32 protein-coding genes are annotated in these 26,533 nt (G+C 40.4%); 22 read left to right on the forward strand and 10 right to left on the reverse strand.

Annotation, left to right across the window (positions count from 1 at the left end; genetic code table 11):
* Window positions 1-154: 154 nt before the first annotated feature.
* Window positions 155-1,885: a single-stranded-DNA-specific exonuclease RecJ gene (gene recJ / locus LP316_RS07040; RefSeq protein ID WP_193023610.1), complete on the reverse strand. Its 1,731-nt coding sequence runs from the start codon at window positions 1,883-1,885 to the stop codon at window positions 155-157.
* 133 nt (window positions 1,886-2,018) lie between these two features.
* Window positions 2,019-2,777, reverse strand: coding sequence for a bifunctional protein-disulfide isomerase/oxidoreductase DsbC (gene dsbC / locus LP316_RS07045; RefSeq protein WP_193023611.1), 759 nt, complete (start codon window positions 2,775-2,777; stop codon window positions 2,019-2,021).
* A 221-nt stretch (window positions 2,778-2,998) separates the two neighbouring features.
* Here dsbC and fldB point away from each other — a divergent pair, with 221 nt between their 5' ends.
* Together fldB and srmB are read left to right on the forward strand one after the other, a co-directional pair.
* Window positions 2,999-3,526 (forward strand): flavodoxin FldB, encoded by a 528-nt coding sequence (gene fldB / locus LP316_RS07050; RefSeq protein ID WP_193023612.1) that lies wholly within the window; start codon window positions 2,999-3,001, stop codon window positions 3,524-3,526.
* 121 nt (window positions 3,527-3,647) lie between these two features.
* Window positions 3,648-4,898: an ATP-dependent RNA helicase SrmB gene (gene srmB / locus LP316_RS07055; RefSeq protein ID WP_193023613.1), complete on the forward strand. Its 1,251-nt coding sequence runs from the start codon at window positions 3,648-3,650 to the stop codon at window positions 4,896-4,898.
* A 286-nt stretch (window positions 4,899-5,184) separates the two neighbouring features.
* Here srmB and LP316_RS07060 read toward each other — a convergent pair whose 3' ends face one another.
* From LP316_RS07060 to yaaA, 4 genes are all read right to left on the reverse strand, one after another.
* A complete protein-coding gene (locus LP316_RS07060; protein WP_193023614.1) occupies window positions 5,185-5,424 on the reverse strand; it encodes a DUF6868 family protein in 240 nt (79 codons plus the stop codon).
* Window positions 5,425-5,508: 84 nt separating this feature from the next.
* Window positions 5,509-7,299 (reverse strand): TIGR03545 family protein, encoded by a 1,791-nt coding sequence (locus LP316_RS07065; protein ID WP_193023615.1) that lies wholly within the window; start codon window positions 7,297-7,299, stop codon window positions 5,509-5,511.
* 2 nt (window positions 7,300-7,301) lie between these two features.
* Window positions 7,302-7,817: a TIGR03546 family protein gene (locus LP316_RS07070; RefSeq protein ID WP_193023616.1), complete on the reverse strand. Its 516-nt coding sequence runs from the start codon at window positions 7,815-7,817 to the stop codon at window positions 7,302-7,304.
* A gap of 79 nt (window positions 7,818-7,896) precedes the next feature.
* On the reverse strand, window positions 7,897-8,670 hold the full coding sequence (gene yaaA / locus LP316_RS07075) for a peroxide stress protein YaaA (protein WP_193023617.1): 774 nt from the start codon (window positions 8,668-8,670) through the stop codon (window positions 7,897-7,899).
* Window positions 8,671-8,924: 254 nt separating this feature from the next.
* On the opposite strand from yaaA, the gene tal reads away from it, so the two are divergent.
* From tal to LP316_RS07095, 4 genes are all read left to right on the forward strand, one after another.
* On the forward strand, window positions 8,925-9,878 hold the full coding sequence (tal, locus tag LP316_RS07080) for a transaldolase (RefSeq protein ID WP_193023618.1): 954 nt from the start codon (window positions 8,925-8,927) through the stop codon (window positions 9,876-9,878).
* 115 nt (window positions 9,879-9,993) lie between these two features.
* Window positions 9,994-10,161: a DUF3545 family protein gene (locus tag LP316_RS07085; RefSeq protein ID WP_193023619.1), complete on the forward strand. Its 168-nt coding sequence runs from the start codon at window positions 9,994-9,996 to the stop codon at window positions 10,159-10,161.
* 247 nt (window positions 10,162-10,408) lie between these two features.
* Window positions 10,409-11,134, forward strand: a complete 726-nt coding sequence (locus tag LP316_RS07090) for a hypothetical protein (RefSeq protein ID WP_193023620.1) — start codon at window positions 10,409-10,411, stop codon at window positions 11,132-11,134.
* Window positions 11,135-11,428: 294 nt separating this feature from the next.
* Window positions 11,429-11,851, forward strand: coding sequence for a hypothetical protein (locus tag LP316_RS07095; protein ID WP_193023621.1), 423 nt, complete (start codon window positions 11,429-11,431; stop codon window positions 11,849-11,851).
* On the opposite strand, the gene LP316_RS07100 is transcribed toward LP316_RS07095, so the two are convergent.
* A complete protein-coding gene (locus LP316_RS07100) occupies window positions 11,843-12,214 on the reverse strand; it encodes a winged helix-turn-helix transcriptional regulator (protein ID WP_193023622.1) in 372 nt (123 codons plus the stop codon). The genes LP316_RS07095 and LP316_RS07100 overlap by 9 nt on opposite strands.
* A gap of 119 nt (window positions 12,215-12,333) precedes the next feature.
* On the opposite strand from LP316_RS07100, the gene LP316_RS07105 reads away from it, so the two are divergent.
* From LP316_RS07105 to LP316_RS07135, 7 genes are read left to right on the forward strand one after another with little or no spacing between them, the layout of a single operon-like run.
* The gene (locus tag LP316_RS07105; protein ID WP_193023623.1) at window positions 12,334-12,915 is read left to right on the forward strand and encodes an NAD(P)H-dependent oxidoreductase; all 582 of its coding nucleotides are present in this window, start codon (window positions 12,334-12,336) and stop codon (window positions 12,913-12,915) included.
* A 9-nt stretch (window positions 12,916-12,924) separates the two neighbouring features.
* On the forward strand, window positions 12,925-13,467 hold the full coding sequence (locus tag LP316_RS07110; protein ID WP_193023624.1) for a peroxiredoxin-like family protein: 543 nt from the start codon (window positions 12,925-12,927) through the stop codon (window positions 13,465-13,467).
* 8 nt (window positions 13,468-13,475) lie between these two features.
* Complete coding sequence (locus LP316_RS07115) at window positions 13,476-13,838, forward strand: hypothetical protein (RefSeq protein WP_193023625.1); 363 nt, start codon at window positions 13,476-13,478, stop codon at window positions 13,836-13,838.
* Window positions 13,838-14,482, forward strand: a complete 645-nt coding sequence (locus tag LP316_RS07120; RefSeq protein ID WP_226960825.1) for a DsbA family oxidoreductase — start codon at window positions 13,838-13,840, stop codon at window positions 14,480-14,482. Before LP316_RS07115 ends, LP316_RS07120 begins: the two co-directional genes overlap by 1 nt.
* An 11-nt stretch (window positions 14,483-14,493) precedes the next feature.
* Window positions 14,494-15,048 (forward strand): carboxymuconolactone decarboxylase family protein, encoded by a 555-nt coding sequence (locus tag LP316_RS07125; protein WP_193023626.1) that lies wholly within the window; start codon window positions 14,494-14,496, stop codon window positions 15,046-15,048.
* Window position 15,049: 1 nt separating this feature from the next.
* The gene (locus LP316_RS07130) at window positions 15,050-16,255 is read left to right on the forward strand and encodes a low temperature requirement protein A (protein WP_193023627.1); all 1,206 of its coding nucleotides are present in this window, start codon (window positions 15,050-15,052) and stop codon (window positions 16,253-16,255) included.
* A 44-nt stretch (window positions 16,256-16,299) separates the two neighbouring features.
* Complete coding sequence (locus LP316_RS07135; RefSeq protein WP_193023628.1) at window positions 16,300-17,268, forward strand: ion transporter; 969 nt, start codon at window positions 16,300-16,302, stop codon at window positions 17,266-17,268.
* 261 nt (window positions 17,269-17,529) lie between these two features.
* On the opposite strand, the gene flgN is transcribed toward LP316_RS07135, so the two are convergent.
* From flgN to flgA, 3 genes are all read right to left on the reverse strand, one after another.
* Window positions 17,530-17,961 (reverse strand): flagellar export chaperone FlgN, encoded by a 432-nt coding sequence (gene flgN, locus LP316_RS07140; RefSeq protein WP_193023629.1) that lies wholly within the window; start codon window positions 17,959-17,961, stop codon window positions 17,530-17,532.
* 17 nt (window positions 17,962-17,978) lie between these two features.
* Window positions 17,979-18,290, reverse strand: coding sequence for a flagellar biosynthesis anti-sigma factor FlgM (flgM, locus tag LP316_RS07145; protein WP_193023630.1), 312 nt, complete (start codon window positions 18,288-18,290; stop codon window positions 17,979-17,981).
* A gap of 74 nt (window positions 18,291-18,364) precedes the next feature.
* A complete protein-coding gene (gene flgA, locus LP316_RS07150; RefSeq protein ID WP_193023631.1) occupies window positions 18,365-19,057 on the reverse strand; it encodes a flagellar basal body P-ring formation chaperone FlgA in 693 nt (230 codons plus the stop codon).
* A 171-nt stretch (window positions 19,058-19,228) separates the two neighbouring features.
* On the opposite strand from flgA, the gene LP316_RS07155 reads away from it, so the two are divergent.
* The 9 genes from LP316_RS07155 to flgH all read left to right on the forward strand — a co-directional run bounded on the left by LP316_RS07155 (window position 19,229) and on the right by flgH (window position 26,525).
* The gene (locus LP316_RS07155; protein ID WP_193023632.1) at window positions 19,229-20,158 is read left to right on the forward strand and encodes a chemotaxis protein; all 930 of its coding nucleotides are present in this window, start codon (window positions 19,229-19,231) and stop codon (window positions 20,156-20,158) included.
* Window positions 20,159-20,178: 20 nt separating this feature from the next.
* Window positions 20,179-21,000: a CheR family methyltransferase gene (locus tag LP316_RS07160; RefSeq protein WP_193023633.1), complete on the forward strand. Its 822-nt coding sequence runs from the start codon at window positions 20,179-20,181 to the stop codon at window positions 20,998-21,000.
* Window positions 21,001-21,169: 169 nt separating this feature from the next.
* A complete protein-coding gene (flgB, locus tag LP316_RS07165) occupies window positions 21,170-21,568 on the forward strand; it encodes a flagellar basal body rod protein FlgB (protein WP_193023634.1) in 399 nt (132 codons plus the stop codon).
* Between the two features lie 2 nt (window positions 21,569-21,570).
* Complete coding sequence (flgC, locus tag LP316_RS07170) at window positions 21,571-21,990, forward strand: flagellar basal body rod protein FlgC (RefSeq protein WP_193023635.1); 420 nt, start codon at window positions 21,571-21,573, stop codon at window positions 21,988-21,990.
* Window positions 21,991-22,003: 13 nt separating this feature from the next.
* Window positions 22,004-22,696 carry a flagellar hook assembly protein FlgD gene (locus LP316_RS07175; protein WP_193023636.1) on the forward strand — a complete coding sequence of 231 codons (693 nt, stop codon included), beginning with the start codon at window positions 22,004-22,006 and terminating at the stop codon, window positions 22,694-22,696.
* 26 nt (window positions 22,697-22,722) lie between these two features.
* Window positions 22,723-24,102, forward strand: coding sequence for a flagellar hook protein FlgE (gene flgE / locus LP316_RS07180; RefSeq protein WP_193023637.1), 1,380 nt, complete (start codon window positions 22,723-22,725; stop codon window positions 24,100-24,102).
* 176 nt (window positions 24,103-24,278) lie between these two features.
* Window positions 24,279-25,022, forward strand: a complete 744-nt coding sequence (flgF, locus tag LP316_RS07185) for a flagellar basal-body rod protein FlgF (protein ID WP_193023638.1) — start codon at window positions 24,279-24,281, stop codon at window positions 25,020-25,022.
* A 14-nt stretch (window positions 25,023-25,036) separates the two neighbouring features.
* On the forward strand, window positions 25,037-25,825 hold the full coding sequence (gene flgG / locus LP316_RS07190) for a flagellar basal-body rod protein FlgG (protein WP_193023639.1): 789 nt from the start codon (window positions 25,037-25,039) through the stop codon (window positions 25,823-25,825).
* Window positions 25,826-25,838: 13 nt separating this feature from the next.
* Window positions 25,839-26,525, forward strand: a complete 687-nt coding sequence (gene flgH, locus LP316_RS07195) for a flagellar basal body L-ring protein FlgH (RefSeq protein WP_193023640.1) — start codon at window positions 25,839-25,841, stop codon at window positions 26,523-26,525.
* Window positions 26,526-26,533 lie beyond the last annotated feature (8 nt).

The raw sequence follows: 26,533 nt of genomic DNA on the forward strand, positions 1-26,533 counted from the left end.
TAGTGGCGCATTGTAGCGTATAAAACACACCAAATAAACGACTTTAAAGGTTATTAGTCGAAAAGTTTGAAGTAAAAAAGTTCAAGGCTTGAAGGCGTTGATGCTAGAAGGGTGCTTAATTTTTCACCATAGCGTTTTGTCGCCTTCTTGGGTATTAAATAGCCTCGATATTTTCGACCATTAACTGGAGATTCTTTCTACCTCTAAACTCGTTGATATCGAGCTTATAAGCAAGGTGAACACGACTTGCTTGGTGATTAGGCCAAGCTTTTACATCAACATTAAAGGCAATCGCATCAAAGGCGACGCCGTCTTTTTGTACCATCAACTTTAAATGCTTTTCACCGACGATACGCTGTTGTAATAAGGTAAATACATCATCAAAAATAGGCTCAGGAAAATGTTGCCCCCAAGGGCCTGCATCGCGGATTAGTTGGGCAAATTCTATGGTCATTTCACTGACAGGTAACTGGCCATCAGAATAGAGTTTTCCTTGAAAGTCTTCTTCTTTGATCCAAAGACCGGCATAGTGGCTAAACAAACGTTGAAACTCTTCGAAACGACTCACGTCAATGGATAAGCCTGCCGCCATTGCATGACCGCCAAATTTGAGAATAATGCCTTCGTGTTGGCCGGCAATATGTTCAAGTAAATCGCGAATGTGTAGGCCTTCAATTGAACGTGCAGAGCCCTTTATTTCGCTAATGTTTTCTTCACTAGCTGGCGCAAAAACGATCGTAGGGCGGTGAAACTTTTCTTTGATCCTCCCTGCAACAATGCCGATAACACCTTGATGCCAATCTTTTTGATAAAGTGAAATAGCGTTGGGGAGATTATCTTGATTAAAGCTCAAGCGGCTCATAATGGCCTCAGCTTCAATTTGCATGCCTTGTTCAATTTCACGGCGACTTTTATTTAAGCCATCAAGCTCAGCTGCCATCATTCGCGCACTACTGATATCGTTAGCTAATAAGCAATTAATGCCAAAAGACATATCGTCTAACCGGCCAGCGGCGTTGATCCTTGGCCCGAGGGCAAAGCCAAAATCACTGGCCACTAACTGGCTTTGGTCGCGCTTGGCGATTTCAATCAGCGCTTGAATACCTGGCCGGGTGACACCTGCGCGAATTCGATTGAGACCTTGCTGCACTAATATGCGATTATTAGCATCGAGTGGCACAACATCGGCAACCGTGCCTAATGCCACTAAATCAAGCAGTTGCGCTATATTGGGCTCGTTTATTCCAACGCTAGCGAAGTAGTTTTGCTCTCTAAGTGTTTTGCGCAAAGCTAGCATTAAATAAAAGGCTACACCGACACCTGCTAAGGCTTTTGAGGGAAACTGACAACTGGCGAGGTTTGGGTTAACAATGGCATCGGCACAAGGTAAGCGATTACCCGGCAAATGGTGATCAGTGATGATCACGGTTAAACCAAGCGTTTTTGCTTTTTCAACACCGGCATGACAACTAATGCCGCTATCAACGGTGATCAGTGTTTGCGCGCCTTGTTGATGGGCTATTTCGACAATTTCGGGAGACAAGCCGTAACCATATTCAAAACGATTAGGCACTAAGAACTCATGGTTCTGATAGCCAAATAAACTTAGTCCTTCCATCATTAACGCCGTTGAAGTCGCGCCATCGGCGTCAAAGTCGCCAATAATAAAGATTTTCTCTTTGGCTAGCATTACCTGGTATAAAATGTCACTTGCCTGTTGAATGCCGTCAAGGGCATTCACATCGGCTAAGTTTGCTACTTGTAATGCGAGCTCTTCATCGCTTTTTACCCCGCGCTGGGCATAAATTTGTCTAATAATGGGATGTAATGGTGCAAGGATGTGCTCGTCGGATACTGCAGGGCGTTGAATGATTTGTCTTTGCATGATGAAGATAAAGCGACGTCGAGTCGATCTAGAACTTAGCGAAATATAGTGTGGTTAAGCCTACGGCAAATTAAAGTAAAAAACGAGAGCTAGGCTCTCGTTTTTGATAATAAATATTAAGCTAAGTATTCGCTTATTGTTGCTTGTTGATTTCTTGAAGTAAGGCTTGTGGAGGTCTGAAACCGCTAAACATTGTACCGTTTTCTAGCATGATAGCCGGTGTACCTGAAACGCCAACTTGGCGGCCAAAATAAAACTCGTCTTCAACGCTCGTCTCACAAATACGTAGGGCTACGCCGCCACCGTCCTTTGCTTTCGTCAGTGCTTTGTTTGGGTTCTCATTACACCAGATAGAGCGCAAATCCTTATACCCGTTGGTGAACTCACCAATGCGATTGTAAATGCCTTCACGCGGGTAAGCTAAATATCGGATAGTAATGCCAAGATCATGGTATTTATCCATTTCTTTGTGCATTTGTCGGCAATAGGTACAGGTTATATCAGTAAAGACGGTAACCACGTGCTTCTCATCTTTAGCTGGGTAGACGATCATATTTTCGGCAAATTTTGCCATGCCGTCGACTCGCATTTTAGCTAACGTTGTTTCGCTGTGGTTGATCACCTCACCGGCTATACCATAGAGCTTACCTTGAAGGAAAAAATCGCCATTTTTGTCGGTATAAAATAAACCGGCTTCAGTTATCAACTCATACAATCCGGCCATAGGGGATTCTTTTACTTCGCTAACGGCTAAGCCCAGCTTTTGGCCAATTTTCGTTTTTATTACTTGCTCTTCTTGGCTACTTAGCGCTGCGTTAGCCGATAGCGGCATGAGTGAAAAACTTAACAATAGGCTCGCTGAAACAAAACCAAGGAGTAATTTTTTAAACATCAAAACAACCTGTATTAATTGACTTATCATAATAAGACCTAAAATTCGGCGATAAAATTACCGTTTATAACTACTAATTGCAAATTAACTAGGGTTCAATTAACAATTTGTCGATTAATTGTGCATGGTTAATGCAACAAATTAGTAATATTACTAGCCTTGTAATTGAGGATTTTGGTAAACTGCGCGCCACAGAGTAAATAGCGTTTGATGTAATTTTAATGAAAATAGGTTTGTTTTACGGTTCAACGACTTGTTATACCGAAATGGCGGCGGAGAAAATCCAAGCAGCCATTGGTGAGGAGTTAGTTGATTTACACAATATTAAAGACGTACCACTTAGCCTATGTTTAGATTACGATTACCTGATTTTTGGTATTTCAACTTGGGACTACGGCGAGCTTCAAGAAGATTGGGAGTCTCACTGGGAAGAGGTTGCTTCGCTTGATTTACAAGGAAAAATCGTCGCGCTATACGGTATGGGTGACCAAATTGGTTATACCGAATGGTTCCAAGATGCCTTAGGTATGTTACATGAGCAAATACTGCCAAGTGGTTGCCAAATTGTTGGCTATTGGCCAAATCAAGGTTACGAATTTGAAGCGTCAAAAGCGTTAACCGACGATCAATCTCAGTTTGTCGGTTTGGCGATTGATGATGAAAATCAGTATCAATTGACGGATGAACGCATTGCTCAGTGGACGTTACAGGTGCTAGAAGAAATCCAAGCAAGCTTGGCAGCATCGTAAAATTCAGCCTTTCTTGATTTAAGCGATACAGCTTGAAACGCGATAATGGATAAAGTGTTTAGGAAAATATTCACTTTAACATTATAATTTCAGTTAATTTTTTAATTATTAGTGAACAAATATGTTTGAGCAGTTTGATCTCGACAATGAGTTGTTGGGTGCGGTAAAAGATATCGGATTTAAAAAACCAACGTCTATTCAGCAACTTGTATTGCCAGAAGCGATGGCAGGTAAAGATGTATTAGCCTCAGCACCTACCGGTACGGGTAAAACAGCAGCGTTTCTATTACCAGTAATTCAGCACTTGCTAGATTACCCACGAACGAAACCGGGCTTTCCTCGCGTACTTATTTTATCGCCGACTCGCGAGTTAGCACTGCAAATTTACGAACAAGCTCAGTTGTTGACTAAATACACCAGTGTAAAAACTGGCGTGATCACCGGTGGTGTGAACTACGGCTCGCACAAAGAAATTCTCACTAGCACTACCGACATGCTCATTGCAACGCCTGGTCGCCTGCTTGAATATATTGAAACTGAACAGTTCGACGCGCGAGAAATTGAAATATTGGTACTTGATGAAGCCGATCGCATGTTAGATATGGGGTTTGCTGCGACCATTAATCGCATTGTTGGCGAAGCGCGCTGGCGCAAGCAAACGATGTTGTTTTCTGCCACGTTAGAAGGTTCTGGCGTTTTAAAATTCTCAAAAGAATTATTAGAAGAGCCGGTGTTTTTAGAGTCGAATCCGTCGCGCAAAGAAAAGGCAAAAATTCATCAGTGGATCCATTTAGCTGATGATAAAAAACACAAGTACGCCCTATTAGTTGCTTTGTTAAAGCAAGAAGACGTTAAGCGTGCTGTGGTATTTGCCAATAAACGCGAAACTGTGCAATTTTTATCGGGTCGCTTATATGGTGAAGAACTGCCTTGTGCTTGGTTAGAAGGCAAAATGCCACAAGATAAGCGCAATAGTGCTGTTGAGCGCGTGCGCAGTGGCGATGTCAGTATTTTGGTGGCAACCGATGTTGCTGCTCGTGGTTTAGATATTGATGATGTTACTCACGTAATTAACTTTGATATGCCGCGCAAAGCTGATATCTATTTGCACCGCATTGGTCGAACAGGCCGTGCGGGTAACAAAGGTACCGCGATTTCATTGGTTGAAGCCCATGATATGGCGGTGATTGGTAAGATTGAGCGCTATATTGATGAAAAACTGCCACGACGCGTTATTGACGGGTTACGCCCGAATAATAAAGAAGCAAAAGTGCCATTGAAAAAGCCGAAGGTGAAAAAGTCTAAAGCAGAGAAAAAAGCCAAGGCGAAGAAAATTGCCAAGCGCAATAGCAAAAAAGCGAAAAAGCCATAAGACTAAAATGCGGGAAGGTCGTAAAGCGGGAAGGTTATAAGGCGGTAAGAAGATTCCCGATAAAAACATTCGGGAATGACGGATTTCTTTGCTCATGTTCCCGTCTTTAAGTATTCAAGCCTTCTAGCGTTTCCACCATACAGCATTCAAGCTAACTCAATAGGCTATAAGGCGGTAAGTAGATTCCCGATAAAAACATTCGGGAATGACGGCTTTCATTTCTCACGTTAGCGCCTTCAAACATTCAAGCCATCTAGCGTTTTCGCCTTACAGCGTTCAAGTTAATTTAGTAACCTATAAGCTTTAAACCTATATAAGGCGCTAGATTAAATACAAACACTAAGATTTTGTAAAAGCCAAAGCAGATATAATTCATTTGGTTAAATTGCTCAAAACTAATATCAAACCAGCGGCTGTGCATTTTGTAGATCATCGGTTTTGCTAACACTAACGCGATAAACCACAGTAACAACACACCGTAGTTTAAAATTAGACACCAAGCTAATAGCTTCATTGTAATGTCCATATCCTCTCCTTAAACTTTGACCTTATAACCTTTGCGCGCTCAAGCGTTCTAGCCTGAACGCGTTGAAGCGCCATGTCGATATTGCTAGCCGCCAAATAAATCACCGAGTTTACCTTTGAGTTTATCGGTCGCTTTTTTCTTGAGTTTATCTTCTTGTTGTTTAACGATATCGTTGTTTAACAGGTTTGATAAAGAGCCGTCAGTGGCGTTTAAAAGGTTTTCAAAATCGAGAATGTCAGCATCGGCACTATCACCTAATTTTAAGCCATTGGCGAGTTTCTCATTGAGCCCTGCTTGAATATCTGACTTAAACCCTGCAAGTTTACTGTTAACTTGACTCATCACGCTTTTTTGTAAAATTTGATTCATTGGCGATTTTATTGAAAAGTTAGGCGATGCTAATAATCCTGTCGCGTTAACACCTAATTCGAGCGTATCTAAACTACTGATTGTTTCTAGCACTGCTTTGGCAAGCGACGAGTCAGCACTACCTTGATATTTCGCTTGGCTCAAGGTGAAGGCATTGATGCTATCTAAATCGTCATTAGATACTTTAAATTGGCCATTACCGGCGAGTAAACCACTCAGTAAAGTAACGCTCAACTCATTAGTTTTTGCTAATGCAGCTTCAGGTAATGGCAGTTTATTCATTTGCCAGTTGCCTTGTGTTTCAAAGTCATTATTGGCTGCTAATGAAAACTGACCAGCTAAGTTAGCGATACCTTGGGTCAGGAGATTATTGGTTTTGATCGCGTATTGCGTAGGCACATTGCGCAACCAATGTTGATGGGTAACTTCAGATAAATCGATATCAAAATCACCTTGTGGCGTTACCACCGAAAAGTGTGCTTTTTTAATTAGCAGATCAGGCTGGGCATTTTCTTCATCAAAATGAACAAAGCGACCTTTGGCTGCGTGGTTAATCAGTGTTTGCTGCTCGGACGAAGGTGCTAATAGTGGTTTAACATATTGATAAACCGTTAATGCCATGTCGTGATATTCACGTGCTTTTTCACCAAATAAAATATGAGCAAAGTCTGCAGAATCGATATTGTCGAGCTGATAAGTTGACTCGATCTCACGCCAATCTTGTGATGGCGCAATTTTTAAGTCATTTACTCGCTTCGCCATAATGTTTTTTGTTTGACTCAACTGCTCTTTGGTTTTTAGGACAATAGCTTTGTCTTGCTCAAATTGCTTTTTCAACTTGTCAAAGTCTTGCTTGATCTTATTAATATCACTAATTGAGTTAACCTTAATTTTACTTAACGCATCGACCTGCTTTTGATAGTTTTCTATCGTTTCTTCACTTGGCAGTTGACTTTTAAGCTGGCTTAACTTGTCTTTTTCTTCTTGGTAAGACTGTTCAAGTGCATTGGCCGCTTTGATCGTTTTTAAGTTACTGCCGGCGAGTAATGCTTTCGGATCGGGTAAGCTAATATCCGCTTCAGCCATGGCATTTTGCGCTTGTTGTTTTAATCTGTCGGTAATTGATAGTTCAGGATCGCGATAAACTTTTCCTTCACTTGCGCGTTTAGTGGCAAATTGAACCTGCTCGGCACGCAATTCCTCAACCAGTACTTTGCCGAGCAAATACTGCCAAATATCAACACCCGCATTGACATGGGCAATTTCAACAACATTCTGTTCAGGCTTAGCAGCATCCGTTATTTGAATGCGGTAAACGTCAACGATAAAAGGTGAATAGTTGATGTTAACCTCATCGATATTGACTTCTGCCCCCGTGTAGCTTTCTAAACCATGCTCCATCGCTTTGCGAGCGATTGTTTCGGCAAATAAATAAACAAGCAAAACGAGTGTTGCCATGACAACGACAAATCCGGCAATACCTTGCCAACGAATGACTTTACTCATGATTAAACTCCTTGGCCGGATAAGCTAGTGTATATGCGGTAAAATTTTGAGGCTTTTAACGCTTTAACCACTCGATAGCGCTCTAGTGTTGCCATAAATGATTCGCGATACTTTTCGACTAGGCGCATCGATAAAAAGTAGATAGGTAACAACATCACTAAACCAAAAACAAAAGCGCCTAAGGTATAGGTGTGGTGCAAGTGGGCCAATTTGAACCAATCAAATTGATATAAACTGGTGAATAAGCCCGCAAGCGCTGGTGCTGTGAGTAAGCTCTCACCCAAGCCAACCAAGGCAAAGGAGAATAGATAACTAATACCGCTAAAAAAGGTTGCAGATAAAATGAAGCTACTCAAATGAACGCGAATAAACAATGCGATAAATAAAATGACAATATTATGAAGTGAGGCTAGCGGAGCTAGGCCGAAGTAAAAACCCAAGGCGACAGCTAGGGCGATTTGTCTTGAAGAGCTTTCAGAATTTAGCGCTTGCAATAATTTAGCTAATAAAGTCAGCATTATTCCTCCTTAAAATGCTCAGCAGGTTACTTTTTTGAATTACATAGCAACCTACTGCTTACTGTTAGTATTGTGTGTTTTACGCTTCTTTGCGAGTAAACACCCAATCATTATTTTTTGATAGTGCTTCGTTGTAAGTGTAACCACCGTAATTAAAGGCTTTGAGCGCGTCGAGGCTCGATACTCTATTTTCAATGATATAGCGCGCCATTAGGCCACGCGCTTTTTTAGCAAAAAAGCTAATCATTTTGTATTGGCCGTTTTTCCAGTCTTTAAAGGCAGGTGTAATAACCGTTGCTTTTAACTGCTTTTTCTTGACTGATTTAAAGTACTCGTTTGATGCAAGGTTGATCAGTAAGTCGTCACCTTGTGAAGCAATGGCATCATTTAACTGATTGGTGATAATGTCGCCCCAGAATTCATAGAGGTTTTTACCGCGATCGTTATCGAGCTTAGTGCCCATTTCTAGGCGATAGGCTTGCATTAAATCAAGTGGTTTTAGAATGCCGTACAGGCCAGATAAAATGCGCATGTGTTGTTGCGCATAGTTAAAGTCGTCTTCGCTTAGTGTGGCTGCATCTAAGCCAGTATATACATCACCATTAAAGGCTAGAACCGCCGGACGCGCATTTTCTGGCGTGAATGGCTGTTGCCACTCACCAAATCTTGCCGCGTTTAAACCGGCGAGTTTATCACTGATCCCCATCAGCGAGCTTAAGTCTGCTGGCGTTAATTTTACGCAACGCTCAACAAGCTCTTGAGCGTGCTCAAGCAACTCAGGTTGGCTGTATTGCTCAGTTGCAAGTGGTGATTCGTAATCTAAATTTTTAGCTGGAGATACAACAAATAACATAATAATTAACATGATAGTGAACGTTAAATGAAACTATAACATAGCTCTGTTACATTCATATATACGCAGATGAGTTTTTGCTGTGTATATCGAGTTAACGTTCGTTACCTTCATGTAATAAAACTAGCTACCTGACCATTTAGTAAACAAAATATAAGTAATAGCAATTTTATACTGCATCTTACGTGTAGAATGATGTAATATTTTTACAAATTGGACGTATTACTTGGCGACGAGCCAAGAAAGGAAAAGTTATGACAAATCAGTTAGAGCAATTAAAAACCATGACCACTGTGGTTGCCGACACCGGTGATATTGAAGCCATTGCAAAGTTTCAGCCACAAGACGCAACAACTAACCCTTCATTATTACTCAAAGCTGCAGCCTTGCCTGCTTATCAAACGCTATTACAGCAAGCGGTTGATTGGGCAAAATTACAATCATCTGACGAAAGCAAACAAGTGATTGATGCGGCCGATAAACTTTCTGTGCTCATCGGTTTAGAAATTTTAAAAATAGTGCCTGGCCGAATTTCAACGGAAGTTGATGCGCGATTGTCTTTTGATACTCAAGCAACATTAGCAAAAGCGCGCAAGTTAATGGCGATGTATAACGAAGCGGGCATTTCAAATGATCGCATCTTGATCAAAATAGCCTCAACTTGGGAAGGGATCAAAGCCGCAGAAGTACTTGAAAAAGAAGGTATCAATTGTAATTTAACGCTGTTGTTCAATTTTGCTCAAGCTCAAGCATGTGCAGAAGCGGGGGTTTATTTAATCTCGCCATTTGTCGGTCGTATTTTAGATTGGTATAAAAAAGACACGGGCAAAGCAAGTTACACAGCTGATGAAGACCCAGGTGTTATTTCGGTCACTAATATCTACAACTATTACAAAGCGAATAGCTACAACACTGTTGTGATGGGCGCGAGCTTTAGAAATGTCGGTGAAATCACTGAGCTTGCAGGTTGTGATCGCTTAACACTGAGCCCTCAGTTGATGGATGAACTCGCTAATACAGAAAGTAAAATTGAGCGAAAATTAACGCCAGACAATGCTCAAGCAAGCAAGTTACCAACCCTGACTGAGCAAGCTTTCCGTTGGCAGTTAAACCAAGATCCAATGGCGACTGAAAAGCTTGCTGAAGGTATTCGCAATTTTGCTGCTGATCAGGAAAAATTAGAACATCAGCTGAAAAGCTTGTTCTAGTAAGGGCTTGGTAAAAAGCGTTTAAAAAATCGTAAAATTTTCTTCATAAAGTTGTTTTATTCTACAGCAGGGTATGATATTAAAAAGATGCAGTTGTAGAAAAAAGGAGCATTCCATGGATAAAATTAGCAGTGTGCTTGAAGCAGTAGAACAACCGAAAACAAAAACTACAAACAAAAAACGAAAGTGGCGCGAAATAGAACAACTGAAGGAAAAATTCCAGTTAGAAAAGGAGCTCAGAATCTACGAAGATTCAATGGAATACTTGTTAGAAGAATTTTAACCTAACTAATTTATTCTCTAACATTGAAGCACAAAGCTCGGTTATACCGAGCTTTGTTTTATGTAAAAAAAAATAAACTCATCTCAAACTATCATCTATATCCCTCAATATACTGCTTACTTGATTTGGCAAAATATCAATGAATTTAAAGCGGGATAGGTAAATTTGGAAAATAAATTTTTTATCCTCTAAACCTTTTGTGTTTTATGTGAGACTAAGATAAAAACGACAACAAGGATTGATAAACATGAAAAAACTTATAGCAGTACTGATCTCAGCAACAATATTTAACACCTCTGCCCATTCGTTTTTTGACGACTACCAAAAAGTTGGTACTGAAACGTTATCATTACCAGCAGATAATTTACGCCATTTTTCAATTGAAGCTGGCGCTGGCAGTTTAACGCTTATTGGCCATGACAATAGTGTGATTGAAGTGACTGCAGAGATCTATCAAGAAGAAAAAGGATCGCCATACTGCTTAACTTTAGGTTCATTGAGTGATAACAAAGCCAAGCTTAAAGCCAATACATGCCACAATAATAATCATACCAGGATCAACTTAGCCGTTTATTTACCTAAACAACTGTTAACTGAAATCAGTGATGGTTCAGGGCCAATTAATAGTGAAAATACGGCTATTTTTTCTATTAATGACGGTTCGGGAGAGATCGTTATGACGAGTAATCATGCTGACCTTGAAGTTAATGATGGTTCAGGTGCGATTGAGATCAGACAACAGTACGGCGGGCTGACTATCAATGATGGCTCAGGTGGTATTGATGTCAATCAAGTTGATGGGGATGTCAATATATCTGATGGCTCAGGTAGTATTGATGTTAAAAATATCGCAGGCCGAGTCATGGTCTCTGATGGTTCCGGCAGTATTAATATCGACACAGCACAAGCGTTTGAGTTAATCAGCGATGGCTCAGGTAGCGTAAGTGTGGTTAACGTAAATTCAGCTAAGTAGCTAATGATTAATGTCATCTAGAAAAGTAAGCCAACTAGCACAGTTATCCCGTTGAAGAACGGGATTTCCTCCAGTTTTGGGTGACTCGTAACTGTAGCTTAGTGCCATTAAGAGTCGTTCAAGTAAATCTCACTCATTATTCGTATGTTGAAATAACGGACACTCAGAAAAGGTTAAACTGAGTTTTTTCAAAATGCTAAAGCAAAGCAACCTTAATCTAGTCAGTTGGCTAGATTAAGGTTCATATATTACGATTAAATGTGAAACTAGTTATAAATCTTAGGTTAAGAGTTTATGAATGAACATGGAGATTTTTACATAACATTTTCAAATAATGTTTTTTATATAAAGGTACTAGGACCATGGAACTTTGAAACGTTTGAGCACTATAACAATGACTTCAACACGCTACTGACAGTCAATAAATGCTCTTCTTATTCAGTATTTGCTGTCCTTGATGGTGAGAGTTTAATGATCCCTGAGGTATGTGAAATATTTAAAACCGCAACAACTCAACGCATAGCGACAGGACTTAACAACGTCGCATTCTACTTAACAAAATCTGCATACCCACAAGCATTTAAGCAACAAATACGTGGGCTTTATCAAGGTAAAAACCTAAACTTTAAGTTTTTTAATGATATAGAGTCGGCTAAGTCTTGGCTGAACAAATGCGAGATTACCTTAAAAGATGAGCTAATTAATAAGCTACTTTGAATTTATCTGAACATCATTAGATTCTGACCAAATTCTTAACTCTTCCAAGATATGTAAAGCTGACTTCCCAAAAGCAGTTAATTCATATGTAACAGCTATAGGTCTATCACTAATAACCTTTCTAATTACCATTCCTTCGTCTTCCAGTTCCTTTAAGCGCTGATCGACCATTTTCTTAGTGGCACCGCCTAGCATTCTAGTTAAATCATTAAATCGGACTGGCTCATCTTTCAGGTGATAAATGATTGAACCTTTCCACTTTCCGCCTATTAGTCGCATGCCTTTTTCAATTGCACAAGGCTCCATGCATGCGTTATAAACTTTTTTTCTTCCCTTACTATCTGTTTCTATTGAACTTTCCACAATTACTCACTTATTTATTCTAGGTTACTAAAAGTATACTAATTGATTGTTGTTAAAAGGTACCTAAAATATACCACAAATAACCGTTCAAAATAAATTTTAATTTTGGAGAAACAAAAATGAGCAATATTTTAATTATCAATGGTCACCAGTATTACCCTTTTTCTGAAGGTAAGCTTAACGGTACGCTAGTAGATAAAGCAGCTAGCTTATTAGAAGAAAAAGGTCACAAAACACGTGTAGTGACAATGTCGGAAACCATAGATGTTGAAAAAGAACTTGAGAATCATCAATGGGCTGACATCGTTATTCTTCAAACTCCTGTAAATTGGATGGGCGTTACTTGGTCATTCAAAAAATATATGGATGAAGTGTATACAGCAGGTATGGGCGGCGCGTTATGTGTAGGCGACGGCCGAACAGAAGAAGCGCCTAAGAAAAATTATGGTATGGGCGGCACGCTAACAAATACCAAATATATGATGTCTCTCACTTTTAATGCACCAGAAGAGTCATTTAATGATGCTACTGAGTTCTTTGATGGTAAATCAATCGACGACTTAATGTTCCCTATGCATATGAACTTCAAGTTCTTTGGTATGAAACCAATGGAAACGTTTGCGTGCTTTGACGTGATGAAAAATGCAGATGTTGAAAATGACTTCAAACGTTTTGAAGCTCACATTAACAAACATTTTTAAGGAATAGATATGAACATTGAATATACCAATAAACTGCATGCTGGTGCTGATTTTCCTGCAATTGAAGCAAAGCTACTAAGTGGTGAAGTAAAAAAACTATCAACACCTGAAAATGGTTTAGATTGGAAGATGGTTGTTGTGTACAGAGGACAGCACTGCCCACTTTGTACACGATACCTGAACCAATTAGAAAGTGCGAAGAACCTACTCGCTCAAACAGGCGTAGATTTAATCGCCGTTTCTGGTGACAGTAAAAAACAACTAGAGAGTCATATGGATAGACTTAATGTGACTTTTCCTATCGCATACGGCCTTACTGTTGAACAAATGGAAGAACTTGGCTTGTATATATCAGATCCAAGATCGCCTGAAGAAACTGACCATCCGTTTGCTGAGCCAGGGTTATATGTAATTAACAGCGAAGGCAAAGTGCACGTTGCCGATATTTCTAACAACCCGTTTGTAAGACCAGAGCTTCAGTCATTAATTAGTGGCTTAGATTGGATACGCAATCCTGCTAACAACTATCCTATCCGTGGTATGCATAAATAGGAGTTCTTATGAAAAAAGTTGTATTGACTGCTGTTATTTCAGCCCTATTGTTTGGCAATGCGTTTGCAGAAGACACGAAAGTCGAATCTGCACACATCGCTTCGCCAAACCAGTATGAACTTCTACTTGAGAACGAAGAGGTTACGGTACTTAAGATGACACTTAAACCGGGTGAGCAAGATAATTGGCATAAACACAATGCTGAAACTGTTTACTTTGAAAAAGGTGGTAAGGCGATAATAACGACGAGTGAAAAAAACATGACATTGGAAATCCCTGACGGCTATGTAATGTGGCATGACAAGTGGGAGCATCAAGTTAAAAATGTTGGTAAAACAACAATCACTGCAATTATCGTTGAGAAGAAGTAATGATATCAAAGACACAACTTAACATTGATATTGTATCTGATGTGGTTTGTCCTTGGTGTGTAATTGGTTATGGTCGCTTAAAAACGGCATTAGCCAATTTTGACACTAAATTCGACGTTAATATTGTCTGGCACCCCTTCGAGCTTAATCCCAGCATGCCTAAAGAGGGTGAAAACCTGAGACAACATTTGTCGAAAAAGTACGGGACGACTTTAGAGGGCAGCATTAGAGCCAGGGCAATGTTAACGGAAGAAGGCCAAAAAGTAGGCTTTACATTTAACTACTTTGACGAAATGAAAATGCTTAATACGCATCAATGCCATCAATTACTGCATTGGGCAAAAGAAAGTGATTTGCAAAACCAATTGGCAGAAGCACTTTTCGAACATTTCTTTAGTAACAGAGGAGAGTTCACCGAAAGTGAACTCGTCAACGTAGCAGAAAAAGTAGGACTAAGCGCTACTCAAGCGGTGAATATATTAGCTAATAACTCATACAGTGAAGAAGTGAAGTTAATCGAACAACACTGGCATCAAAGAGGCATTCAAGGCGTACCATTATTTATTTTTAATGGTGAACAAGCCTTATCTGGTGCACAAGAAGTAGCAACTTTCGAACGTGTACTCAATCAATATTTAAAGTAGAGACAGCAACTATGTTTACTTATTATGAACCTGATACGGCTCCAGCGGCATCAAAACCGCTAATGGAGCAATCTTTAGCTGGTTTTGGGATGATCCCAAACCTTCATAAAATCTTAGCGGAAGCTCCAGCAACTTATAAAGCGTATAACCAAACATTTACAAGCTTTATGAAAGACACAACGTTTAGCCCGCTTGAGCAACAAGTGGTATTTATGACATCAAACTTTGAAAATAATTGCCACTACTGTGTTCCCGGTCATACTTGGATGATGAAGTCAGCTAGAATGCCTGATAATGTCATTGAAGCATTAAGAAACGGTACTCAAATACCTGATGCAAAACTTCAGGCGCTTCACGATTTCACAAAAGAATTACTGGACAATAGAGGACACATTGGCGACGACAAACTAAATGAGTTCTTAAATGCAGGCTATACAAAGCGCCAAGCTTTAGAAGTTTTAACTGGATTGGCAGCTAAATTAATCTCTAACTTTACCAATGCGTTAACACATACAGAAGTAGATGATGAGATGAAACCTTACGCTTGGGAAAAACCGGAGAAATAATATGGCATTAGAAAATCATCCAATGTGGAGGTTACCAAAACACCACTTAGATCATGATGATGCACATGACCACGTGCATTGGGTAGAGTTATTTTACGATTTGATCCATGTGGTCATCATCTTCTTACTTGGTAATTTTTTAAGTGACCACTTAACCGTGGGTGGTTTTCTAGCATTTGCCGGACTTTTTATCGCTGTATGGTTTGCATGGGCGGACTCTAGCGTATTTAACTCGCTCTATGTCAGCACAGACGTAAAACATAGATTAATCATGTCCTGCCAAATTGTAACCGCAATGGTTATGGCGGCATCAATTCCTCATGTCTTAGATAAGGGCTGGATGTATTTTGCCCTTGCTTATGCAGCCAATAGAATGATCACCGCCTATTTGTATCACAGAACCAATAGGCTGGGTGTTGAAGCTACTGTGCTTTCACGTACTGTAAGTCGCAATTTCTTTATGCTTGCTATTGTATTTGCCATAAGTGCTTTTCTACCTGCACCATTTAATTTTTTATTGTTTGGGCTTGCCATAGTTTCGATCCAACTACTATATATGCTGCCCAAAGTTGGTGTTTTAGAGTGTAAGCGATTTTTGCCTCGATTAGGGCATATGTCCGAGAGATTTGCGTTACTGCTTCTCATTGTTGTTGGGGAAGGATTCTTTAAACTCGTGATCACCCTTTCCGAAAAAGGGGTGTATAAAGTTACTCCCGAAGTACTTTTTAACTTCATGTTCGGCGGTATCGCTGTATTTGTCCACTGCTGGATTTACTTCGATTTTGTTGGCAATGGAAAACCTAAAAACCAAGAAAAGTGGACACTAGTAAACTGGTGGTTAGCGCATTTATTTCTAATGCTATCAGCGGTGATGGTGGGTGTTGCTCTTGCAGGTGAAGTGAAAGTAGGATTTTGGGATCCATACCCGCTTAAATACGGTGTAATCGGCTGTTTAGGGCTTGCATCCTATTTACTCTGTTTACTTTGGATTCAATACAACATTGAAGAGCGTATAGCTCATCGATTTGCTACCACTAAAGTTCGGATGTTTGGTGTTGTTTTAGCATTAGTGACCTTGCTGGTCTTACCCCATGTACCCGCTATTGTAGGCAATTTATTATGGGGAACAGCACTAATTTCACAAATCGCGATTCCCGTAACAAGAGCCTACCTTACATTTTCTAAAGAAGAACAGGCTAAAGTATAAAATTAATATGCTAAAGGTTTACTTAAGAATTAATGGAAAAGGCTATGAGCATTACACACAGTAAAAGAAAAAAAGTATACGAAATTCTTGAACATGGATTTGACGGTTCGAAGATTAGCCGGCTATTTAGCGCCTTTATCGTGATGCTTATCATTTTAAATGTGAGTGCCATTATTCTTGAGTCTTACAAACCAATAGGGGAAAAGTACCATAGAGAATTTTATCTATTTAACGTCTTTTCCGTCCTTGTCTTTACACTAGAGTATTTCGCTAGGATTTGGGTTTCAGTTGAATCTCCTCGCAGTGATAGTTCTGCACCAATAAAATCGAGAGTTAAATATTTATTCAGTCCAGTATCACTTATCGATTTGTTAGCAATAGCTCCTTTTTACTTGTCGTTCATATTTGCCATAGATTTAAGATATCTGCGAATGCTTAGAATGCTTAGACTGTTGAAACTAACACACTACTTTAAAGGGCTTAGACTATTTATAGATGTCATACGAAAAGAATTACCTAGTATTGGCGCAGCGATTATCATAATGAGTGTTCTAGTCATACTCTCTGCTAGCGTAATGTATGGGGTCGAACATGTTGCGCAGCCAGAAGTGTTTGACAGCATTCCCAGCGCAATTTGGTGGTCAGTTGTAACTATGACTACGGTTGGTTACGGCGATGTAACGCCAGTGACTTTCTTAGGAAAATTTATATCTATTTTTATTATGCTACTAGGTGTAGGTATTGTAGCCCTACCCGCAGCAATGCTAGCAGCCAAGTTTGGCGATGAACTCAGAACCAGAAGGCAATTGCTAGAGCGAGAAATAGCAACTGCCTTGCAAGACGGTATTATTACTTCAGAAGAACAAGCTGCTATCGAAAAGTTGTCTGAATCAATGGGGATCTCTTCTCAGGAACTTGAACACGTCATATTAAATTACAACAGGAATACACCTTGCTCATTGAAATGTGATAACTGTGGTAAAGAACTTTCGATTAGCAGAGGAAATCATTAAAGATTAATTCTCGAGCCATGTAATACTTGAAGGCTGTATGTGACGCATTTTATTTATCTATAAGTCAAACCCTTTAGCTGTAAACTCTCCTTTTTACAACAAGCAAAAGTTATTCATTTGACTAGAAACTGCATCCGTTTCGCACAATAAATATCGAAGCTCAGCAAAGATTAAAGGTCTGATCTTCGCTCATCACGGTCTGTAAGGTGAAGTCTAAAGCTATCTATTTAACCTATATATTCAAAAATTAGCTACGACAGCCTAGGCTTTGATGCCCATACGACTTAAACCACCACTTTTTTTACCTTTGGCATCATAAGTCATCGTTGACTTACTATTCTTTTCAAGCAAGCTAGAGCGCATTCGTTCAACGGCTACCTCTGATTGAGCAATAACTTGCCCATTGACTTGATTAAGCGTTTTGCAACGCTCTAGAATTTCTCGTGCCTGAACCAAAAGTTGCGCATTTTCTTCGTTTTCCAGATCGCGTTTAAAGTGAGGGTGAAGTGATAGAGACTTATCACCTTGTTCGATTGCTTGAAGCAATGTCTGTTTTTCTTCAGTGATGGCGACCAGTGCTTGAGGGTCTTGTTTGGTGAGAATATCTTTTTCTTGCAATAAAAGCTTCTCTAACGCAAGTAGGGAAGCTTCTTGATGTTCGATTAATTGTTTAACTGTCAATGGTGCCGGCATGCACACTCCATCAGCTGCTATTCGTCTAACTTAAATTCAAAGTTAGCAATACTTGCAGCGAGTTTGTCTGGGTCAATTTTATATTCCCCTGAAACAATTGCTTTTTTAAGTTGCTCAACTTTTTTCTGATTCACTTCTGGCTCATTAGCTGATTTTTGCTGTAATTTTGCTAGCTGTTGTGCCTGAGGAGTTATAGAAACAGAATCTTGACGAGCTTGCGGCGCAGAACTCGTTTGTTGAGCTGTTTGTGCTGCTTGTTGTTTCGCATTTTGATCGGCAACTTTGGTTAATGGATTTGAATTACCTAAGTTGTTGATATTAATAGCCATAACTTATTCCTAAAGGCAAAGTAAAAACTTTTCTCTCTTTATATCGACCCAACGCAAAAAAACTTTAGCTTTTTTTATAACGTTATTTCAACATAATTGATTGCTGAAACTCTACCTGAGACAACCTTACCTGAGCGGGTATTTCTTACCCTTACTTGGTCACCTAAACTACCACTAGATACAGCAACACCTGTCGCTTTAACGCTAAAGCTACCAGAACTTGCTTTAATAGTCACGTTTTCGCCACTGCAAACTAGGCAAATATTTTTAGCATATACGGTACGCCCCCTAGCGATATTGCGTTTGGCTTTCGCACCAACAATTTCATCCATACTGTCGAGTACTTCGCCTCGAATATTATTACTATCAACATATTTGATTGCTAGGTTATCTTCAGATAAGACACTACCTTTATCAATTAACATTGTGGCGACAACGACGGGCAGCTCAGTTGTGATCTTTACTGGTACGAATAAATGCCAAGGCGTTGAATCATTGCAAGTTATTTTAATATTTACATTTCTACCGTAAGAATTTTCGGGTATATTTGCCGATAATGGTGACGAACAAGGTTTTATGTTAATTCGACGATCTAATTTTGTTGGTGAAATGTCAATTCTACCGCTTTGCGGTAGGTCGTGATTTTCTTCGATAAAGTTTTTTGCAAATTGCTCGATATATTCATGATCAAATTCTGTTGCTACGCAAGAACTAGCAAAAAACAATAATAAACTGCTAAGTAATGATAATAACTTTAAATTTTTCATAAATATTACTGCTATTTTTTTAGGGAATTTAAAATACTCGTCTATGCTTAAGATATTCTTGAGCACAGATGAAGTGTCAAAAAATTTACGTTAATTAAAACGTCTCGTAGTATTTATCAAGAAACGTGCCTGATTGCGAAAACTGCAAATGGGCTTTATTAAGAGGTTTGTATGGCTGGTATTCTAGATTCGGTAAATCAACGCACTCAATTAGTGGGGCAAAACAGGTTAGAATTATTACTGTTTAAACTTGTTGGGCCGCAGCGATTTGGCATCAACGTGTTCAAAGTGCGCGAGGTTTTACAGTGTCCACCACTTACTGCCTTTCCACATCAAGATTCCTATATAAAGGGTGTCGCCCATATTCGCGGTCAAACTATCTCTGTTATTGATTTAAGCAAAGCGACAGGCGGACCTGAAATTGTTCAAACGGAAAACTCTTTTATTATCATTGCTGAATACAACAGAGCGGTTCAAGGTTTTCTTGTTGCCGGCGTTGAGCGCATTATTAATATTCGTTGGCAAGACATCTTGCCGCCGCCAGAAGGTGCAGGTAAATCAAATTACTTAACAGCGGTTACAGAAATTGAAGGCGAGATGGTTTCTATTCTCGATGTTGAAAAAATCTTAAATGAAATTAACCCCGTCTCGACTGAGCTGAGTGAAGAGGTTGCAGATATTTCTGTGGGCGAAAGCGTTGGCGACAAAATTGTGATGATCGCTGATGACTCAACAGTAGCGCGTAACCAAGTTAAGCGCGCACTAGAACCTCTTGGCTTAACTATGGTGCTGGCGAAAAATGGTCAAGATGCCCTCGACCAGTTAAACGCGATAGCTGATACTTGTGAACGCAGTATTTCGGAGAAAGTGGCTTTATTGATCTCTGATATTGAAATGCCTGAAATGGATGGCTATACCTTAACCGCTGAAATTAAAAGCCAAGAGCGACTGAATCAAATGCCGGTGATTTTGCATACTTCCTTGAGTGGTGTTTTTAATAATGCAATGGTTGAAAAAGTGGGTGCTGAAGATTTTATTCCTAAATTCCATCCTGATGAACTAGCAACAGCAGTGAAAAAATGGTTAAAGCTCGAAGAATGAACATCGAAGTGAAGTAAGCGATGACAAAGCAATTAGACGATAGAAGTTATAGTCAGTTTAGAACATTTCTCGAGCAGCAATGCGGCATTGTGCTAGGTGAAAATAAACAATACTTAGTTAAGAGCCGTTTAGCGCCGTTGATGGCAAAATTTGATATCGCCAGTCTTGATGAGTTGGTTAATAGCACGCTAAACCCGACTCAACGTCAACTGCGGGCGGCGGTGATCGATGCGATGACGACGAATGAAACCTTGTGGTTTCGCGATGATTACCCATTCGAACTACTTAAAACTAAAATATTACCTGAACTTGCTAAGAAAAAGTCTTCAATCAAGATTTGGTCGGCAGCGAGCTCTTCTGGACAAGAGCCATATTCGTTGGCCATGACGGTATTGGAGTTCCAGCAAAAAAATCCCGGTGCGATAAAGCAAGCGCAAATTGTTGGCACCGACATTTCGGAAACTATGCTCGAGCATTGTCGGTACGGTCATTATGATAACCTTGCGTTATCACGTGGCTTGTCGATGGAACGCAAGCGTCAGTTTTTCGAAAACGGCGATAATGGCATGATGAAAGTAAAAGATAACGTTAAACGTTTAGTGAGTTTTAGACACCTAAATCTACTCGACAGCTATACGTTACTCGGTAAATTTGATCTCGTTTTTTGCCGAAATGTATTAATTTATTTCTCGCCTGAAGTTAAGAGCAAAATCATTTCGAAAATCCATGGTGTATTGAACCCTGAGTGCTATCTCGTATTAGGGGCATCAGAGTCTCTTTCGGGGATTAGCCAAGATTTCTCAATGGTGCGCTGCAATCCTGGTATTTTGTACCAAAAATAGAGACCCGATCTCAGACTCTATAAAACATATAGCGAGGTGCGGCAATCAAGCGCCTCGCTTAATTTCCTATTCTCTCTGTCACGTGCTCTTTTACGTTACAACATTTCTTTGACACTTCTTTTGGCACAGAACTTGAATCTCCATCCTTAGCTAATTTTGGAGAATGATTATGGCAATTAGTTTTGATAAAGCGTTTGGGATTCATCCGCAAGGTATGCTTGTACGTTCAAAACGCGCTGAAGTGATTGCAAGTAATATTGCAAATGCTGATACCCCTGGTTACAAAGCCCAGGGAATGGATTTTAAGGCGGCAATGACTCAAGCGGCAAAAAATCAACAAATGAGCATGACAAGAACTAATGAAAAACACTTCAATACCAACATGGCGCTGAATGATGGTGTTGAATATCGCGTTCCAAATCAACCGGATACAGGCGATGGTAATACCGTTGATATACAAATGGAACGAAACTTGTATCTCCAAAACTCATTAGAATATCAGGCAAGCGTTCAATTTATGAATTCAAAAGTTAAAGGCTTGAAAAAAGCGATCACTGGAGGTCAATAATTATGAGTTTATTTAATGTCTTCGACATCAGTGGCGCGGGTATGAGCGCTCAATCGATTCGCTTGAACACTACGGCAAGTAATATTGCAAATGCCGATAGTGTTAGTAGCAGCATTGACCAAACTTACCGCGCAAGACATCCAGTTTTTGCCGCAGAGATGCAAAAAGCTGCCGATGGCCAAAACCAATCAGTCAGTGTCCAAGTGCTTGGCATCGTTGAAAGCGATAAGCCATTGAACATTGAATATCAACCTGATCACCCAATGGCCGATAAAGACGGCTACATATACAAACCTAATGTTAATGTGATCGAAGAGATGACCAATATGATTTCAGCTTCTCGCTCATATCAAACTAATGTCCAATTAGCCGAGTCTGCCAAGAATATGGTTAATAAGACACTCATGCTAGGTCAGCGTTAATTAGGAGTTAAAAATGGTAGATTCAGTTAACGGTAGCAATGGTTTAGACGGCTTATATTGGCAAAAAGAGCAGTATAAAGTTGCCGATGAAAACGACAATGGCATGTTAACTCAGGCAGACTTTTTTGCCTTACTGACAAAAGAATTGTCATATCAAGACCCTACTAAGCCAGTTGAAAACAATGAAATGATCTCACAAATGACCGCGTTTTCGACAACAGACGGGGTATCTAAGTTAAACGATTCATTCGCTGCATTTGCTAGCCAAATGTCATCAAGCCAAGCACTTCAAGCGTCATCGCTTGTCGGACAAAGCGTGTTGGTTGACGACAATGCCTTCGGTATCGAAGAGGGGCAAACGGCAAAAGGCAAATTAGTGGCCGATGCACCGGCAAGTAATGTTTATATTTACGTAGAAAATGCCGTAGGTGAAATTGTCCAAACAGTGCCTGTTGGCAATGTTTCACAAGGTGAATTTACTTTTGAATGGAATGGTAAAGACGCCAATGGTGATCCCGCACCAGAAGGTGCTTATCGATTTAAAATTGCCGGTTTAGTTGATGGTCAAGCGTCAGAGTTACCGGCAATGACATATCGCAAGGTCGATAGTGTCACGCTTGCCGGAGCCGGTGGTGCGATTGTGTTAAATCTTAACGGCGGCAGCTCAATGGCGTTATCAGATGTCGTTGAGATTTCCGAGAGTTAAACAGAATTTAGAGTATAGGTGAACTTATGTCATTTAATATAGCACTTAGTGGTTTGAATGCCGCACAAAAAGATTTAGATGTTACTTCAAACAACATTGCCAACGTTAACACAACGGGTTTCAAAGAGTCGCGTGCCGAGTTTGTTGATGTTTACGCATCGTCTTTATTATCGTCGGGTAAAACCAAAGTCGGTGACGGTGTGTTAACCGCAGATGTAGCTCAACAATTTTCACAAGGTAGCATTAAATTTACTAATAACTCATTAGATTTAGCGATTACTGGTAATGGTTTTTATGCGACGGTTCCTCAGCTTGATAGTCTCGAACGCTCTTACACTAGGGCTGGTGAGTTCAAGTTAAACCGAGATAATTTCGTGGTAAATTCACAAGGTGGTCATTTACTTGGTTTCCCCGTAAACTCAGATGGTTCATCAGCATCAGTAAGTTTAAGTACGGCTACGCCTATTCGTGTACCAACGTCTTCGGGTGCGCCATCACAAACAACCAAAGTTGATGTGCGTATGAACTTGCCGGCTGGTGACTCGTATATTGCGAACTCTCCTGATAGTTTTGATCCAACAGACCCGTTAACCTATAACCATTCGACTTCGGTTACCGTGTTTGACTCGTTGGGTGATAGCCATGTCATGACCTATTACTTTATAAAGGACGATCCAGGTACTAACCCTAACGAATGGTTGCTATTTACGGCCATTGATGGGATCCCGATTGATATTCAAGATCCCGCAGGTGATGCAGTAGCAGATGGTCGTGTTGCCGGTGCTATTTCTGGTATTAACGGTGGCGCATTAATAGGTGCCCGTTTAGAGTTCGACTTTAGTGGTGATTTTACAAACCAATCTCCACCACCGATTTTAGGCGGCATTGTCACTGAGCAGTTAGGCGCCGGTATTTTGTCTAATGGTGCTGATGGTACCCAAACCATTGAAATCGATTTTAACCTTGATCCAACAGGGCCAAATGCCAATGAGCCAACTCAATTTGCTTCAAACTTTGAGGTGACAAAACTTGAACAGGATGGTTTAGCTGTTGGTCGTTTAACTGGTTTAGATATCGGTACTGATGGCTTAATACGAGCAACTTATTCAAATGGTACTTCTGAACCACTATCACGTATCGCTTTAGTTAACTTTGCTAATGTTCAAGGTTTGACTCAAATTGGCGGAACATCTTGGAAAGAGAGTATTATCTCTGGTGAGGCGTTAGCTGGTGAAGCAGGTTCTGGTACTTTTGGTACCATTAACTCATCGGCTTTAGAGCAATCAAATGTTAACTTGACCGCTGAGTTGATTGATCTTATTTCAGCACAGAGAAACTTCCAGGCGAATTCACGTGCCTTAGAAGTTGATAACCAATTAAACCAAACGATCTTACAGATCCGATAATTTATAACGCCTAGGCGCTGTAAATAATGTTATAAGGCTTTAGGGCGGAAACGCTTTAAAGCCTTATACATTCCTACATTCCTACTTTCCAACATTCATACTTTCCAACATTCAAACCTTAGTTGGCATATCGCTTGCATTTACCTAGTTAAGGTTATTTATAAAGAGAATTTGCTATGGATAAGATGCTGTATATCGCGATGAGTGGTGCAAAACAGAATATGCACGCTTTATCTATCACTGCCAATAACTTAGCAAACGCCAAAACAACCGGCTTTAAAGCTGATTTAGCACAGGCTAGAACGATGCAAGCGTTTGGTGAGGGGATGCCGACACGCGTTTTTGCGATGACGGAGCGAGCAAGCCAAAACTTTGACAGTGGCGCCTTGATCACCACAAACCGACCATTGGATATTGCTATTCAAGGCGATGGTTTTTTTGCTGTTCAAGCCGCTGATGGCTCAGAAGCTTATTCGCGAAATGGTAATTTGCGTTTAACAGAGCAGGGTGCACTCGAAACTAATGAAGGTGAATTGGTTTTAGGTGATGCTGGGCCAATCTTCTTGCCACTGCCGGTTAACAATATTCAAATTAGCCGTGACGGCACAATAATGATTCAGCCTGAAGGCGCCCCTTCTTCTGTGCAAGAAGAAATCGGCCGGATTAAATTGGTTAATCCCGATGTCAAAGAAATTGAAAAAGGCAACGATGGTTTATTTCGTCGTAAAGACGGTAACGCGATTGCTGCAGATGCTTTCGTGCAAGTTCAAGGTGGGATGTTAGAGAGCAGTAACGTCAATCCTGTCAGTGAAATGACCGATATGATTGCACTGCAACGTCAGTTTGAAATGCAACTGAAATTAATGAAAACCGCTGAAGAAAATGATTCGGCAGCCGCGAACTTATTACGCGCATTCTAATTGAGAGGTAAATTATGAACCCAGCATTATGGATCAGTAAAACAGGCTTAGATGCGCAAACAAAAGATATTGCGGTAATTTCTAATAACTTAGCTAACGCTAGTACGGTCGGCTTCAAGAAAAGTCGCGCAGTCTTCGAGGACTTGTTATATCAAACGATTAACCAACCTGGCGGTCGAACGGCACAAGATAGTGAGGCGCCATCTGGCTTAATGCTAGGAGCCGGTACTAAAGTTGTCGCAACGCAAAAAATTCACACGCAAGGTGACATGCTAACAACCGACAACTCACTTGATTTAATGATTCAGGGTGAAGGCTTTTTCGAGATCCAACTACCCGATGGTACTTCGTCATATACCCGAAATGGTCAGTTCACGATGGATGAAGAAGGTAACGTGGTTACTCCAGGGGCTGGTTATTTATTAAATCCTCAAATTACCGTGCCGGAAGATGCGCTTGAAATCATGGTCTCACAAGACGGTGAAGTATCAGTTCGCTTGCAAGGTCAGGCTGATAACGCGGTTATTGGTCAAATTAATACGGTTAATTTTGTCAACCCAACGGGGTTAGAGCCAATTGGTCAAAACTTATTTGTTGAAACAGCCGTTAGTGGTGCACCGCAAGAGGGAACGCCGGGGCTAGAGGGCTTTGGCATGATAGTACAAGGCGCTTTAGAAACCTCAAATGTCAATACCACAGAAGAATTAGTTAACTTAATTGAATCGCAACGCGTTTACGAAATGAACTCGAAGGTCATTTCAGCTGTTGATCAAATGTTGAGTTATATCAATCAGCAACTTTAGTTGAGGTGATGTCATGAAAAAGTTACTACTCCCATTATCGGCAATGATTATCTTATCAGCTTGCTCTGCCACCGATGATCGCGCCAAAATATTGCCCGATGATCCGGAATTTGCCCCCATCATGCCGATGGAAGAAGAAACGCCATTGGTGCCGACAGGATCCTTGTTTAAGGCCAATTACATCAACAATATTTATTCTGACTCTAAAGCACATCGCGTCGGCGATATTATTTCAGTGATTTTATCTGAAAGTACTCAAGCACAAAAAAATGCTAAAACGGAATTGAAAAAAGAGAATGATGCAACGCTATCACCTATGGTTGGCTTGGGCGGCACGCCAATAACGGTTAATGGACAGTCGATTGAGTTTGCCTACGATCAAGATTCAAACTTTAAAGGCGACTCTAAAGCGAATCAAAGTAACAGCTTAAGCGGTAATATTTCGGTTCATGTCTTGCGCGTATTGCCAAATGGCAACTTGATGATTCGCGGTGAAAAATGGATGACCTTAAATAACGGCGATGAATATATTCGGCTAACAGGCATTATTCGCTCGAAAGATATTAGTTCGACCAACACCATACTGTCGAGCAAAGTCGCCAATGCTCGTATTCAATACTCAGGGACAGGCACTTTTTCTGACGTCCAAGAGCAGGGGTGGTTATCTAAGTTTTTCTCTAGCTCATGGTGGCCTTTGTAAGGCATCGG

Source organism: Thalassotalea sp. LPB0316, from assembly GCF_014898095.1.
GTDB lineage: Bacteria > Pseudomonadota > Gammaproteobacteria > Enterobacterales > Alteromonadaceae > Thalassotalea_G.